The organism is Cellulosimicrobium cellulans, from assembly GCF_001722485.1.
In the GTDB taxonomy this organism is placed as follows: Bacteria; Actinomycetota; Actinomycetes; order Actinomycetales; family Cellulomonadaceae; genus Cellulosimicrobium; species Cellulosimicrobium cellulans_A.
The window spans coordinates 32,611-47,606 of record NZ_LWGL01000004.1; the positions used below are offsets into that span (position 1 = coordinate 32,611).

The following is a 14,996-nucleotide window of genomic DNA, read 5'->3' on the forward strand; positions in this document are numbered from 1 at the left end:
CGCGCGGCGTCGCAGGATCCGGCGCGCACGTCGCGCATGATGGGCGCCATGACGCTGCCTGCTCCCGGTCGCGGAGCTCCGACTCGCGCCGCGGCGGTGCTCGCCGGCGTCCTGGCCCTGGGCGCGTGCACCGGCACGCCGGACCCCGCTCCCGCCCCGACGCCCCCGAGCGCGTCCGCGACGGCGCCGGAGTCGGGTGACGCTCCGTCGCCGACCACGGACCCGGCTCCCGTCGCGCTGGCCTCCGGGGCGGTCGCGTTCGACGTCGCGGTGCCGGGCCCCGCCGGCGAGCCCGGCGTGGACCCGCTCGTCCAGGTCGAGCCCGCCGACGACGGCGCGGCGGTCCTCACCGTGCGCCCCGGCGTCGGCCCCGCGACCCTCGCGCTCACGACGCCCGGCACCCTCACGGCCAACCCCGACGGGACGGTCACCGTCCTCGACGCTGCGGGCACGCCCGTCGGCGGGCTCTCCGCGCCGGCCGTCGCGGACGACGGCACCGGGCCGGCCGACGGCTCACCGACCCCGCGCGCGGTGCTCGCGGTGACGGGACCGGCCACGGCCGAGCTCGTCGTCCGCCAGGACGGCGAGCCGTCCGGGAGCACCGACGCCCCCGCTTCCGCACCCGACGCCTCGGACGACTTCCCGGTGACGACGACGCTCGGCACCACGACCGTGCGCAGCGCCGTGTGCGGCGACCGCGAGGGCGGGCTGTCGCTCGCCGTCGACGCGACGCCGTGGGCCCGGACCGCGGGTGTCGCCGGGAGCGACGTGCTGTGGGCGCAGCTCGTCGCCGCGGAGCCCGACGCCGACGCGCCGGGCATGCGCGACCAGCTCGTGTGCCACGCGCTCGGCGCCCCGGACAAGGCGACGTGGAACCTCGAGCCGTGGCGGCCCGACGTCGGCCTCGTCGCGGTGCTGGCGGCGCACTGCAACCCGAGCTGACGGGCCGCGGCGCGCCGCCGACCCGTCAGTGGCGCGTGGCGAGCGACGAGCGCTTGGCGGCCTTCTCGGCCTTGCGCAGCGACTTCTCGCTGAGCGGCTCGTCTCCGCTCGCGCGCAGGCGGCGGTAGTAGGCGCGCGCCTCGTCCTGGCGCTCCTTCTCCGCGCCCGACGCGATCTTCGCGCGCAGGTGCTCCGGGCCGTACCCCCAGGCGTCGACGAGGTCCTGCGCGTGCGGGCGCAGGCGGTCGACGAGGCGGTCGAGGTAGCTCGTCACCGTGCGCGCGCGCTGGGAGGACAGGCGGCCGTTGAGCAGGTACCAGGCGAGGTGGCGCTCCACGAGGCTCAGGCCGTAGAGGTCGCGCACGGTGGTGAGCACCTCGCGCGTGCCCGCGTCGTCGATCGTCGCGAGCGCCTGCGTGAACGCCTCCCAGCGCAGGAGCTCGGCGTGGGCGCGGGCCGCCTCGACGAGCTCGACCTGGTGGGCGTTGAACAGGTCGGCCGCCGTCTCGGGGTCGGCCTTCTGCGCGGGGCGCAGCGCCTGCGCGACGTCCGCGACCATCGTCTCGACGCGGTCCGACAGCAGCGCGCGCTGCGTCTCGGGGTCACGCAGGTGACCGGCGGCGCGGCGCGGGTCGCCGGCGTCCGACAGCGCCTGCGCGGCGCGCTTGAGCGGGGTGCGGTGCAGCGCCATGTCGCTCGCGCGCTCGACGACGACGCGAGCCATCTGCCCCGGCGTGATGCCCTTGAACTGCTTGCCGTAGTCGGCGAGCAGGCGCTTGGCGACGAGCTGGAGCAGCACGGTGTTGTCGCCCTCGAACGTCGCGTAGACGTCCATGTCGGCGCGCAGGCTCGTGATGCGGTTCTCGGTGAGGAAGCCCGCGCCGCCGCAGGCCTCGCGCGTCTCCTGCAGGACGTCGAGCGCGAACCGGGTGCTCGTCGCCTTGAGGGCGGCGGCCGTCGTCTCGAGGTCCTCGCGCTGCTCGGGCGTGTCCTCCGCGCCGGAGAACACGGAGTGGAAGAGGTCGAGGAGCCGCTCGTGCGCGAAGTGCGCGGCGTACGCCTCGGCGATCGGCACGATCAGGCGGCGCTTGTGCGTGCCGTAGTCGAGGAGCACGACCTCGTCGGTCGCGCTCGCACCGGTGAACTGGCGGCGCTCGTTCGCGTACCGCACGGCGATGGCCAGGCCGAGCTTCGCCGCGGTGACGGCCGCGCCGTCGAGCGAGACGCGCCCCTGCACGAGCGAGCCGAGCATGGTGAAGAAGCGGCGCCCGGGGCTGTCGATGGGGCTCGAGTAGGTGCCGTCGGCGTCGACCGACCCGTAGCGGGCGAGCAGGTCGGTGCGCGGGACGCGCACGTGGTCGAAGTGCAGGCGGCCGTTGTCGACGCCGTTGAGGCCGCCCTTCTGGCCGTCGTCCTCGCCGCCGACGCCCGGCAGGAAGGGCAGCCGCCCGAGCTCGTCGCGCTCGCCCTGCGGGTCGCGGATCGGCACGTAGAACGCGTGCACGCCGTGGTCGACGTTCTTGGTGATGAGCTGGGCGAACACGACGGCCGCGGTCGCGTGCACGGCGGCGTTGCCGAGGTAGTCCTTCCACGCCCCGCGGAACGGGGTGTGGATGACGAACTCCTGCGTCTCGGGGTCGTACGTCGCGGTGGTGCCGATGCTCGCGACGTCGGACCCGTGGCCCGTCTCGGTCATCGCGAACGCGCCGGGCACGGACAGGTCCATCGCGCCGGGCAGCAGGCGGTCCTGCTGCTCCGGGGTGCCGAGGTGCAGGATCGCCGCGCCGAAGAGGCCCCACTGGACGCCGGCCTTGATCTGCAGCGACGGGTCGGCCGCGGCGAGCTCCTCGAACCCGGCGAGGTTGCCGCCCGGGTCGTCGGCGCCGCCGAGCCGCTCGGGGTACGCGCGCCACACCTGACGGCGCTCGACGAGGCGGTGCATCTGCTCGAGCACGTGCTCGCGGTGCACCTCCTTGCTCTGCCCCTCGACGCGCCAGAAGGCCGCCTCCCCCGCGGTCGCGCGCGCGGCAGAGCGCAGCTCGGCCCACCGGCCGAGGAGCACCTTCTCGAGGTATGCGACGTCGAGCCGGGCGTCGTCGCGCGGGCTGGTGCCGACGTCGGCACCGCGGGCGGTGGCGGGACGGTCGGACGTGGCGGTCATGAGTTCTCCTTGGTCGGTGCCGGGGCCGTGGGAGCGGCCGTGTCGGAGTCGGGGTGGCGCACCGCGCCGGGGTTCGCGCCGGGGTTCTGGGAGAGCACGCCGACGGGCCCGGACCAGAGCCAGGACGCGACGCGCTCGGTGAGCTGCTCGCGGTCGGGGGTGCCGGGGGCGTCGCGGTGGCCGAGCCACCACTCGCCGGCGCCCCGCACGAAACCGACGGCGCCCGCGGCCCACGCCGCGGCGTCCGCCGGCGGGACGTCGGTGACGCGCGCGAACGGCTCGGCGACGAGCTGGATGACGGAGTCGAGGAACGCCGCGAGCGGGGCCTGCGTGCCGCCGGCCCCGAGGCCGAGCGCCTGGCCCGCCGTCTCCTCGGTGCCGGCGACGGCGCTCGTGCGCGTGACGAAGTAGTAGACGTTGGGCGAGCTCTCGATCATCTCGAGGTAGACGCCGACCATGGCGCGCAGCGCGCCGCGAGGGGTCTCGGCGGCCTCGGCGGCCTGCGTGAGGGCGTCGTGCATCTGCCCGACGACGGCCGCGCCGAGCGCGACCTGCAGGCCCGTCTTGTCGTCGAAGTAGCGGTAGACGATCGACTTCGACGTGCCCGACGCCGCGGCGATCTCGTCCATGGAGACGCCCGGCCCGCCGCGGTGGACCGCCTTGCTCGCGGCCCGGATCAGCTCGGCACGGCGCGCGGCCCGGTGCTCGTCCCAGCGGGTGGAGCGGCCGTCGACGGACTGGCCCGTCTCGGCGCGGCCGCGGGTCCGCAGGGGTGGGCCCACGCCGTTCGCGTGTGCGTTCACGTCGTCCTCCGTCGCGACGTCGATGTCAGCTCGGTGTCGTCGTGAGCCGCGCCGCCGGTTTCCTGGGCAGGCCGGAGTGTGTGACCCGACTCACGATACCGAGAGTATCAGGTACTGTGGGTCGTGGACACCCGCCCTGGTCGGCGCTCCCCTCGCCGGCCGTCTCCGCGGCGGGGACCGGGACGACAGGACGAGGCTCCCGGCGGGAACCCGACGAACGACGCAGCGCAGCGAGTACGGACGAGGAGTGAGGCGCAGTGGCCACGAGGAAGACGCCGGCGAACGGCTCGGCGAGCAGGACGACCGGCACCGACCAGCAGACGACCGGTCCCGCCGGTCCCGACGGGCAGCGGCCCGGCGTCCGGGACGCCTGGGTCGTCGGGGGCAACCGCATCCCGTTCGCCCGCGCGGGCGGCAAGTACTCCCGGGCGAGCAACCAGGAGATGTTCACCGCGGCGCTCGAGGGCCTCGTCGCCCGGTACGGCCTGCAGGGCGAGCGCCTGGGCGAGGTCGTCGGCGGGGCGGTGCTCAAGCACTCGCGCGACTTCAACCTCGTGCGCGAGAGCGTGCTCGGCTCGTCGCTGTCGCCGCAGACCCCGGCCTACGACCTGCAGCAGGCGTGCGCCACCGGGCTGGAGGCGACCATCACGGTCGCGAACAAGATCCGGCTCGGCCAGGTCGAGTCGGGCGTCGCGGGCGGCGCTGACACCGTGTCCGACGCCCCGATCGCCGTGAGCGAGGGCCTGCGCCGCGCGCTGCTCGAGGCGAGCCACGCGAAGACGTTCGGCGCGCGCGTCAAGGCGTTCGCGAAGGTCCGCCCGGCCGACCTCGCGCCGCTCACCCCCGCGACGGACGAGCCGCGCACCGGCCTGTCCATGGGCGAGCACCAGGCGATCACCACGGCGCGCTGGGGCATCTCGCGCGAGGCGCAGGACGAGATCGCGCTGGCGAGCCACGAGCGCCTCGCCGCCGCGTGGGACGCGGGCTTCTTCGACGATCTCGTCACGCCGTTCCGCGGCCTCGTGCGCGACCAGAACCTGCGCCCGGACTCCTCGATGGAGAAGCTGGCGAAGCTCAAGCCGGTGTACGGCAAGCGCCTCGCCGGGTCGGGCGACGGGTCCGGCACGGAACCGACGATGACGGCGGGCAACAGCACGCCCCTCACCGACGGCGCCTCGACCGTCCTGCTCGCCTCGCGCGAGTGGGCCGAGCAGCGCGACCTGCCGCTGCTCGCGCGCGTCGTCGACGCGGAGACTGCGGCCGTCGACTTCGTCCACGGCCACGAGGGCCTGCTCATGGCGCCCGTGCACGCCGTGCCGCGCCTGCTCGCGCGCAACGGCCTCAAGCTCGGCGACTTCGACTTCTACGAGATCCACGAGGCGTTCGCGTCGACCGTGCTCACCACCCTGAAGGCGTGGGAGGACGACGAGTACTGCCGCACCGAGCTGGGCCTCGACGGCCCGCTCGGCTCGGTGGACCGCTCGAAGCTCAACGTCAACGGCTCGTCGCTCGCCGCGGGGCACCCGTTCGCCGCGACGGGCGGGCGCATCGTCGCGACGGCGGCCAAGCTCCTCGCCGCGAGGACGGCCGAGACGGGCCAGCCGGCGCGCGCGCTGATCTCCGTGTGCGCGGCGGGCGGCCTCGGCGTCGCCGCGGTCCTCGAGTCCGTGCCCACGTCCGACACCCGCGCCTGACCGGCCCCGACGACCGAGAGGACCACCTGTGACCGACTCCTACGTCAAGGCCGTCAACTCCGGCTTCACCAAGACCCTCGCGAAGAAGCTGGGCCTGCCGCGCCCCGCCGTCCTGCGCCGCCACCGCGAGGGGGACCCCCTCACGGTGGGGCCCGTGCTCGTCCTCGGCGGCACGCCCGGCGTGCACGACGACGCGGACCGCGTCGCCACCGCCCTCCTCGACGGGTTTCACCTCGACGTCCGCCAGAACGCGGACGACTCGACGCGCTGGGGCGCGATCGTCGTCGTGCTCACGCAGGCGCAGCGCCCGGAGGACGTCGCGGGCGCCGTCATGGGCCTGTCGGCGAACCTGCGCCGCCTCGCCCCGAACGGCCGCGTCGTGACGGTCTCGCGCGCCCCGTCCGACACCGACGCCCCCGCGCTCGCCGCGACCCGCGAGGGCGTCGACGGCTTCCTCCGCTCGGTCGCCAAGGAGCTCCGCTACGGCGCGACCGGCAACGGCATCCAGCTCGTCGACGACACCCCCGTCGACAGCAGCTCCGTGCTCGCCACGCTCCGGTTCTTCCTCTCCGCCAAGTCGGCCTTCGTCGACGGTCAGCTCCTCCGCGTCGGCCCCGGCGCTGGTGACGCGGACGCCGAGGCGGGGGTGGCGGCGTCGGATGCGAAGGGCGTAGAAGCCGCGCGCGGCGACGGGCAGCCGACGGCGGCAGGTGACGGCGTGGCCAGCCCGAGCACCGACGCCGCCTCCCCCGCCGGACCCAGCACCACGGATCGCCCGCTCGAGGGCAAGGTCGCCGTCGTCACCGGTGCCGCGCGCGGCATCGGCGCGCAGGTCGCCCGGACGCTCGCCCGCGACGGCGCGAAGGTCGTCGTCGTGGACGTGCCGGCGGCGGGCGAGTCGCTCGCGAAGGTCGCGAACGAGATCCGCGGCACCGCGCTGCAGCTCGACGTGACGGCCGACGACGCGGGCGCGCGCATCTCCGAGCACGCCCGCGCACGCCACGGCGGGCTGGACATCCTCGTGCACAACGCCGGGATCCTGCGCGACAAGCTGCTCGCGAACATGTCGGCGGACAAGTGGGACGCCGTGATCGCGGTGAACCTCGCCGCGCAGCTGCGCATCACGGAGTACCTGCTCGGCGCGAACGGGTTCTCCGGCTCCCCGCGCATCGTCTCGCTCGCGTCGACGAGCGGTATCGCGGGCAACCGCGGTCAGGCGAACTACGCGTTCTCGAAGGCGGGCGTCATCGGGCACACGCGGGCGTTCGCGTCGCGCCTGGCGGAGCTCGGCGGCACGGCGAACGCCGTCGCGCCGGGGTTCATCGAGACGGACATGACGGCGTCGATCCCGCTCGTGCAGCGCGAGGTCGCGCGGCGCGTGTCGTCGCTCCAGCAGGGCGGTCAGCCGGTCGACGTCGCCGAGGCGATCGCGTTCCTCGCGTCGCCGGGCGCGGCCGGCGTCAACGGTCAGGTGCTGCGCGTGTGCGGGCAGAACCTGGTGGGCCGGTGACGGCCGCGGCCGCCCCGGCGCGCGTCGAGACGCTGCCCGCGGTCCCGGGGCTCGGCGGCCTGTTCGCGCGCGGCGTCGCGGGGTCGGGCCGGATGGCCGCGGCCGCGCGGCTGCCCGGTGGCGGGTCGCGCGACCTGGCCCTGCCGGAGGTGACGTACCGCGTGGCGGGCGTCGCGACCGGGGACGGCGCGGAACCGGGCGGCCCGGGCACCGAGGAGCATCTCGCGAGGTACGCGGAGGTCGTCGGGGAGGCGCCGGGCGACACGCTGCCCGCCGGCTACCTGCACGTGCTCGGCTTCCCGCTCGCGACGGCGGTCATGGTCCGCGGCGACTTCCCGCTGCCGCTCGTCGGCATGGTGCACCTCGCGAACTCCGTGTCGCTCGTGCGGCCGGTGCGCCTCGGCGACTCGCTCGAGGTGCGCGCGTGGGCACAGGACTTGCGCCCGCACCGCCGCGGCGTCCAGGTGGACCTCGTCACGGAGGTGTCCGTCGAGCGGACCGACGACGAGCGCGCGGCCGGCTCCGGCCTGCCCGCGACGACGCTCGCGTACCGGGGGGTGTCGACGTATCTCGCCAAGGGCGTCCGCCTGCCCGACGGGTCGGCGCCGGACGGTTCCAGTGCGAACGGGACGGCGAACGGCAGCACCGACGGCACGGACGCGTTCGTGCCGCCGCTGCCGACCGCACGCTGGACGCTCGGAGCAGGGACGGGGCGCACGTACGCGGCGGTGTCGGGCGACCGGAACCCCATCCACACGTCGGGTCTCGGCGCGAAGGCGTTCGGGTTCCCGCGCGCGATCGCGCACGGCATGTACACGGCGGCGCGCGCGCTCGCCGAGGCGGGGCCGGGGCGCGGCGAGACGTACGACTGGACCGTGACGTTCGCCAAGCCGGTGCTCCTGCCGAGCACGGTCGACGTCGCGATCCGGCCGGTCGGGGCGGTCCCCGCGGAGGTGCAGGACGCCGTCGGGCAGGTCCCTGCGGCGCTGCCCGACGGCGCGGGCGACGTGGCCACGGGTCTCGCCTACCAGGCGTGGGACCGCCAGGGCCGCCTGCACCTCTCGGGACGCGTCACCCCGCGCTGAGACCGCGCACGACGCACCACGCACGACGACGGGGCGCGGTCCCGGCCGATGGACGGCCGGGGCCGCGCCCCGTCGTGGTTCCTGCTCCCGCGTCAGGCCGTCGTGCGGCGGTTGCGTGCCGCGATCAGCGCGAGGACGCCGATCAGCACGAGCAGGGCTGCGCCGCCGGCGATCCACCCGATGGTGGCGCCGGTGACCGCGAGCGGCCCGCCCGGCTTGCCCGGAGCTCCGGGGCCGCCCGGCTCCTCCGGCGTCGCGCAGGCCTCGGCGGAGTCCGCCAGGCCGTTGTGCCCGATGCCCGCGACGTTGGCGAACCCGCCACGACCGTCCGTGCCCGGCTCCGGGCAGGTGAACGTGGACTGGTTCACCGTCGCGCGGTCGAGCGTGGACACGACCTGCACCCGGTAGGTGTGGGTCCCACCCGCGCCCAGCTCGACACCGGCGGCCACGACGTTGGCGGGGTCGTCCTCGGCGCCCCGTCCGGTCCAGGTGCCCGACGGCGTCACGCCCTCGGGTGCGGCTGTCACCGTCGTGGACTGGACCTGGACGCCGGCGCCGTAGCGCAGGCGGTCGGTCAGGTCGTAGACCCCGGCGGCCGCGCCGTCGTTGACCGCGGTGATCTCGTACGTCACCGTCCACGCCCCGTCACGGCCCTGGACGGGGTCGCCGTCCACGGCCTTCGTGACGTCGATCGACGGCAGCGGGGCGCAGTCCGTGTCGGTGACCGTCCCACCCGTCTCGTCCGTCAGCGTGGCTGCGTTGTTCAGCCCCTGCTCGACGAGGTTGCCGCCCGGAGCCGTGGTGCACGCCGGCGAACCGGTCCCGTCGTCCGCCACGTCGCCCTGGGCGAAGTGCAGCGGCACGTTCGCGACCACCGTGACCCGGTAGACGTGCGGGGCGTACCCGTCGTCGTCCAGACCACCGATGACCGCGTCCGTGGCGATCCGCTGATTCTCCTCACCGTCGAACGCGGGATCGACCGTCACACCGTCCGGGCCGGTGACCGCGACGGAGTCCACGGTCACGACCGGGGCGAACAGCAGCTCGTCGTCCAGGTCGTACGTCGTGGCCTCCGTCCCGACGTTGCCGACGGTCAGGTCGTACACGACCTCCCACTGCCCGTCACCCACCGGGGCGGCGGACACCAGCGCCTTGTCCAGGGTCGGCTTGCCGGGACGGACGCACGCGTCGTCCGACCCCTCGATCCCGTTCCAGGACACATCGGCGACATTGTTGAGGCCGCCCGGGACGGTGCCGTCCGCGGTCGTGCACACGTCGGTCTCGGGGACCGTCACGTCGGACATGTCCGCGGTGTAGCGGACCGTCACCGTGTAGGTGTGAACCACCGGGGTGGCACCGGCGCCCGCGATCGGCTGGCCGGCGACCACGAGCGTGTCGTCGACGCCGTCGAAGGCCGAATTGATCCCGACGGAGTCCGGGGCGTCGGTGACGACGTCCTGGACGGCGACGACCTCCACACCCTCGCCGGGCGCGAGCTCGTCCGTCAGCTCGTACACGCCCTCGCCGGGCCCCCGGTTGGTCACCGTCACCCGGTAGACCGCGTCGTAGACGCCGTCCTGCCCGTCGACCGGCGCCACCGCGCCCGACAGGGACTTGGCGATCTCGATCAGGGGCAGCGGCGCGCACGCCTCGCCGTCGGTGTCCTCACCGTTGTGCGTCAGCGCACCCGTGTTCGCCAGGCCGCCCGGCTCGCCCGACCCCGGGGCGGGGCAGGCGAGCGCGTCCGGGGTGACCGTTCCCGCGTCGAGCGAGACCACGACCTGCACCTGGTAGGTGTGGACACCGCCGTCCTCGAGCGTGACGCCGGTGGCGATCACGTTCTCGGCTGAACCGGCCGCTCCTTGACCGGTCCAGCCAGCTGAAGGCACGACGCCGCCGGGCGCCGTGACGACCGACGCCGACTCGACGACGATCCCGTCGCCGTACCGCAGCTCGTCGGTCAGGTCGTATTCCCCGGCCGCAGCACCGGAGTTGGTCGCGACCAGGTCGTACGTGATGGTCCACGTGCCGTCACCGTTGCCCACCGGGCCCGCCGAGACCGACTTGTCGAGCTCGATCAGCGGCAGCGACGCGCACGCGGTGTCCTGCGCGACGATCCCGTTGTGGTCCAGCGACGCCGAGTTGCCCAGACCGCCGTCCGCACCCGAACCGGGCGGCGGGCACTGCAGCACGGCCAGGTCGATCGTCGCCTCGTCCATCTGCACGACGACCTCGACCTGATAGGTGTGCGTGCCGCCCGGAGCGAGCGTCACGTCCCGCGCGACGAGGTTCTCCGCGGAGTCGTGGTTCGGGCCCAGACCCGTCCACGACTCCTCGGCCGCCACGCCGGCCGGGGTGGTGACGACGTCCGCGGACACGATCTCGATGCCGTCGCCGTAGTGGAGCTGGTCGAACACGTCGTACTCACCCGCATCACCGCCCACGTTCTCGGCCACGACGTCGTAGACGAGCGTCCACGTGCCGTCGCCGTTCGGGGTGGGGCCCGAGCTGATCGTCTTGTCGACCGTGATGACGGCGATCGTCACGCACGCCTCGGCCGTGTCCGTCAGGTCGTTGTGCTCGACGCCGGCCGCGTTCGACAGCCCGCCCGTCGACCCGGCCGGGTCGACCGAGCACGGCGTGATCACAGGGACGCCCTCGGCGCCGGCCGCGATCCCGATGACGACCTCGACCTGGTAGGTGTGGCTCGCACCGGCCGGGAGCACCACGCCGGAGGCGATGACGTTCTCGGGGGCACCCTCGGCACCCAAGCCCGTCCACGTGCCGTTCGGCGTCACGCCGTCGGGTGCGGTGACGACCGCGCCGGAGCGGACCTCGAGGTCGCCCTCGGCGGTCATGCGGTCGGTCACCTCGTAGGTGCCCTCGAACGCGCCGTCGTTGGTGGCGACGACGTCGTACGTCACCGTCCACGTCCCGTCACCGTTCGGCGTCGGGCCGGCCGAGACGGTCTTGTCGATGTCGATGGACGGGATCGGAGCGCACGCCTGGTCCACCTCGACCTCACCGCGGGCGTCGGTCAGCTGCGAGGTGTTGTTCAACCCCTGGCGGGCGTCCGACCCCTCGGCCGGGCACTGCGTCGGGTCCGGGTCCGACCCCGCACCGTCGAGCTGCAGCGGCACGTCCGCGACCACCGTCACCTCGTACCGGTGCGGCGCATACCCCACGTCATCGGTCCCGGCCAGCGGCACGTTCGCCGCGATCAGCGTGTTGCCCTGCCCGTCCCACGCGGGGTCCGCCAGCGTCACCCCGCCCGGCGAGGCCGTCACCGTGGCCGAGGTGATCGTGGCCTGGTCGGTGAAGCGCAGCGTGTCCGCGAGGGAGTACGACGTCGACGCCGTCGACGTGTTCGTCACGTCGATCCCGTACACCACCTCCCACTGACCGTTCCCCGTCGGCGTCGCCGACACCAGCGACTTCGTGTGGGTCGGGTCGCCGTCGACGCGGACGCCGGCCGGGTCGCAATTGATGGTCGCCGGCTGCTCAGGTGCCGGCGGGGCGTCCGCCGTGCCGCAGACCGTGTTCACCACGCCGTCACCGACCGAGGCGTCGGCCGTGATCGAGTACGTGTGCTCCTGCGACTCGCCGGGAGCGAGCGACTCCACGACGAAGGACCCCAGCTCGGGCTGCAGGTCGTCGGAGATCTCCACGTTCGTCAGCGTGCCCTGACCGACGTTCTCGACGACGACCCGGTAGTTGATCGTGTCGCCGACCGTGAAGACCGGGTACTCCGCGAGCGTGTTCGCGTCGTGCCAGGCGCCGTCGGTGTCCTGCACGTACTTCTTGAGGTTCGCCGCATAGCAGCTGCCGATCTCCGTCGTCGCCGAGGACAGCATCGGCAGCGCCGTGTGCTCCGCCCACGCGCTCGCGGAGTTCACCATGACCTGCCCGGGCTTGTTGTCCCCGTCCGCCGGCGCCTCACAGCTGGCCGCGGGCGGCGTGCTGTACTCGATCCGGATCGTCTGCGTGGCACCGGGCGCGAGCTCCGGGCCGATCACGCGGATCGCGGTGGGGTGGTCCATCGGGGTCGTCGACCACGTGTCGCTGTCGACCGAGCCCGGCGTGCCGCCGTTGGAGGCGTCGCGCGGGTCGCTGCTCAGCGTGTCCAGCGGCGCGTCCGTGTAGTAGACCGTCGACCCGGCCGGCGCGGTGACGCCGGTGACCGTGTAGGTCCCGTCGATGTTCGTGCCGCGGCCGTCGCCGACCGCCGGGAGGATGTCGATGGTGTCGGTGAACGCGCTGGCCACCGGGTCCTGAGAGCTCAGGGTCAGCACCCACGCCGAGGTGTCGCCCTCGAACGCGAGCACGTTGTCCTCGGTCGACTTGCCGAACATCGTCGCCGACGCGCTCGGTACGGTTACCGTCGCCGTCGCCGTCCTACCGGGCGTGTTCGCCGGGCGGTTGTCGCCCGGCACGTTGATCACCGCGGTGTTGGTGAGGTTGGTGCCCGGCGCGATGACGCTGTCCGCCGGGCGCTGCGCCTGATACGTGATGTCCTGGAAGACGTTCGCCTCGACGTCCGTGAAGCTCCACGTCAGCGTGCGTCCGTCCGCGCTCACGCTCGACGGCGCGGGTCGGCCGGACCCGGCGACGTAGACCATTCCCTCGGGGAGGGTGTCGACGACCTCGAAAGACACCGGCGGCGGGCTGGTCACCAGATTCTGCGCCTGCGCGCGCAGGGTGTAGGTCACTGGAACACCTGGCTGGGCGGTGGTGTCCGAGACGGCCTTCTCGAGCAGCCCCTGCGGGCCCTGCAGCCGGAAGGCGTCACGGTGGCCGTTCAAGTTCCATCCGCTTTCGCTATCAGGAAGAGTGGCACCGCCGGGATGCCTGCTGAGGTTGACCCAGTTGTTGAGGGTCGGGTACCCCGGCCAGGTCGCGGCCGCGTCGGCGGGCGAGTTGAACGCCCCGACGGTCCAGCCCTCGCCGCTGGTCGGCGCGGCCTCGTCGATGTGCCCGAACGCGCGCAGGAACGTGTATCCGCTGGAAGTCCGTACCCGGTCAACCGCGGGGTTCCACGTCATCTTGACCGCCGTGACGCCCGGGGGCAGCGGCATGAGGATGTCGCTGCCGACGCGCGGGTCCGTCAGCTGGTGCCCGGCCGGCGGGACCACCTCGACCCACTTGGCGCTCGGGGCCGCCTCACCGCAGGTCTCGGTCTCGGTGTCGATCGCCGCGGTCGTGTAGAAGAACTGCGCCGTGGTGTAGTGGAGGTAGCCCTGACCCGGGTCCCAGCCACCGCCCTCGAACGAGGTCGGCACGAACGCAGGGTTCTGGGTCATCGTGCACACGCCGGCCATCTGCGCACCGCCAGCACCCTGATAGTTCGTCCACATCGCGCTGTTCGCCTGGTGGTAGAGCGGCAGCTCGCGCTGGTAGGTGCCGTCCGCGATCGCGGCTTCCCAGTCGGCCTGGTCATCGATTCCCGGCTGCGGCAGCGGGACGCCTTGGCTCGTGCCCGGGCTCACCCAGAGGTTCGTGTCCCACGGGGCTCGCGAGTTTGCCGGCGAGCCGGCCCACTGGTTCGTGAAGCCGCCCGTCGGGACCAGCGTCGTGTTCGACGCGTTGTTCCCCGCGTTCCCGTCGGGCCGCGTGGTGCCGTCGGTGAACGTGAACGCACCCGGGTTGGCGGTGAACGAGTAGTTGGTGATCTGGGTGACGGGGGACGGGATGCTGAACTGCACCGTGCCCGAGGCGATGTAGGCGCCGTTGCCGGGCAGCGGTTGGCCGAGGCTGTCCTTCGTCGGGGTGTTGACCAGCGTGTAGTCCAGGTCGGACAGCGTGACCGTGTAGCTCGTGCCCGACCCGCTCACCGCACAGGTCGGGAAGTTGGTGCGGTCGGCCTTGGCAGGGTCGGAGAACGGCTGGCCCGTGGCCGGGGACCCGTCGCCGACCGGCACGCAGCCCTCCCACTGCAGCCCGGTCAGGGCACCGTTGACGTTCGAGCCGACCGTGACCGGGAAGGAGTAGGTCGCCGGCCCGGGGCGGCTGCCCGCCGCCAGGATCAGGGAGTAGTTCATCTGCACGAACGTGCGGCTGCCGCCCGTGCGGCTCGGCCTCACGCCACCCTGGTATCCCTGTCCGGGCGCGGAGACCAGGGACAGGTCCATACCGTACGTGTAGGTGATGGGCAGCGGCCCCGGGTCGGCAGGGCCGGCCTCGGCGACCGCGGAGTCGGACGTCGCGGTGCCCGACACGGTCAGGTCGCCCCCCGTCGTCGACGACGCCCGCAGCGGCGTCTGGATGACCGTGGAGGTCCCCTCCTTCACCGTGCCGAGGTTGCACACGAGCGTGGTCCCGTCCTCGGAGATCGCCGAGAGCGGCGTCACGTCGCGGGTCTTGCAGACCGCCGGGATGCTGGTGAACACGCCGTTGCCGGCGGTCAGCGTCGCCCGCACGTCGTCGACCGGCTCGTTGGAGTACGGGTCGTCGACGTCGTTCGTGTTCACGCGCCACTCGGCCGTGACGGGCTGGCCGAACGGCGCCTCCGTCGGCGCGGGATTCCCCGCCCACACGGCGGTGATCTCGTGCACCGACGCGGGCGCTGCCACGGCGGGCAGCGCCACGGACGCGGCCACCCCGGTGCCCGCCATGACCAGTGCCAGCGCACCGGCGGTCCACCGTCGGGTGGTCCGCGACGCGCGACGCGCGAGCGTCCGGGCGTGCCTCGGCGCCCAGGATCGTGCGACCTGGCGCGGTCGCGGCGGATTGCTGTCACCGCCGTCTGGGCGGTCGAACCACTGAGCGCTCAAGGCTCCCCCTCTGCCGTTGGCGCACCGTCGA

General features: G+C 73.8%; 7 protein-coding genes. 4 read left to right on the forward strand and 3 right to left on the reverse strand.

Translation table 11 applies throughout. The features are described from left to right. The first annotated feature begins 48 nt into the window (after nucleotides 1-48). Nucleotides 49-942: a DUF2599 domain-containing protein gene (locus tag JZ5iCDA_RS19320; protein ID WP_216093378.1), complete on the forward strand. Its 894-nt coding sequence runs from the start codon at nucleotides 49-51 to the stop codon at nucleotides 940-942. A gap of 25 nt (nucleotides 943-967) precedes the next feature. Here the strand turns inward: JZ5iCDA_RS19320 and JZ5iCDA_RS01285 are convergent, their stop codons facing one another. Both JZ5iCDA_RS01285 and JZ5iCDA_RS01290 read right to left on the reverse strand, forming a co-directional pair. Further along, nucleotides 968-3,103, reverse strand: a complete 2,136-nt coding sequence (locus tag JZ5iCDA_RS01285; RefSeq protein ID WP_069385467.1) for an acyl-CoA dehydrogenase family protein — start codon at nucleotides 3,101-3,103, stop codon at nucleotides 968-970. Further along, a complete protein-coding gene (locus JZ5iCDA_RS01290) occupies nucleotides 3,100-3,873 on the reverse strand; it encodes a TetR/AcrR family transcriptional regulator (protein WP_083259528.1) in 774 nt (257 codons plus the stop codon). The genes JZ5iCDA_RS01285 and JZ5iCDA_RS01290 overlap by 4 nt, the downstream gene beginning before the upstream one ends. A 290-nt stretch (nucleotides 3,874-4,163) precedes the next feature. Between JZ5iCDA_RS01290 and JZ5iCDA_RS01295 the strand changes: the two genes are divergently transcribed. From JZ5iCDA_RS01295 to JZ5iCDA_RS01305, 3 genes are read left to right on the forward strand one after another with little or no spacing between them, the layout of a single operon-like run. Next, complete coding sequence (locus JZ5iCDA_RS01295) at nucleotides 4,164-5,600, forward strand: acetyl-CoA C-acetyltransferase (protein ID WP_069385469.1); 1,437 nt, start codon at nucleotides 4,164-4,166, stop codon at nucleotides 5,598-5,600. A gap of 28 nt (nucleotides 5,601-5,628) precedes the next feature. Beyond that, the gene (locus tag JZ5iCDA_RS01300; protein WP_069385470.1) at nucleotides 5,629-7,110 is read left to right on the forward strand and encodes a 3-oxoacyl-ACP reductase; all 1,482 of its coding nucleotides are present in this window, start codon (nucleotides 5,629-5,631) and stop codon (nucleotides 7,108-7,110) included. After that, nucleotides 7,107-8,195, forward strand: coding sequence for a MaoC/PaaZ C-terminal domain-containing protein (locus JZ5iCDA_RS01305; RefSeq protein ID WP_069385471.1), 1,089 nt, complete (start codon nucleotides 7,107-7,109; stop codon nucleotides 8,193-8,195). The genes JZ5iCDA_RS01300 and JZ5iCDA_RS01305 overlap by 4 nt, the downstream gene beginning before the upstream one ends. A gap of 92 nt (nucleotides 8,196-8,287) precedes the next feature. Here the strand turns inward: JZ5iCDA_RS01305 and JZ5iCDA_RS01310 are convergent, their stop codons facing one another. Next, the gene (locus tag JZ5iCDA_RS01310; RefSeq protein ID WP_069385472.1) at nucleotides 8,288-14,806 is read right to left on the reverse strand and encodes an isopeptide-forming domain-containing fimbrial protein; all 6,519 of its coding nucleotides are present in this window, start codon (nucleotides 14,804-14,806) and stop codon (nucleotides 8,288-8,290) included. Nucleotides 14,807-14,996 lie beyond the last annotated feature (190 nt).

Bases quoted from the DNA above. Each gene is read 5' to 3' on its own strand.
- JZ5iCDA_RS01310 (WP_069385472.1), bottom strand. From the start codon at position 14,806: ATGGCGGGCACCGGGGTGGCCGCGTCCGTGGCGCTGCCCGCCGTGGCA.
- JZ5iCDA_RS19320 (WP_216093378.1), top strand. From the start codon at position 49: ATGACGCTGCCTGCTCCCGGTCGCGGAGCTCCGACTCGCGCCGCGGCG.
- JZ5iCDA_RS01285 (WP_069385467.1), bottom strand. From the start codon at position 3,103: ATGACCGCCACGTCCGACCGTCCCGCCACCGCCCGCGGTGCCGACGTC.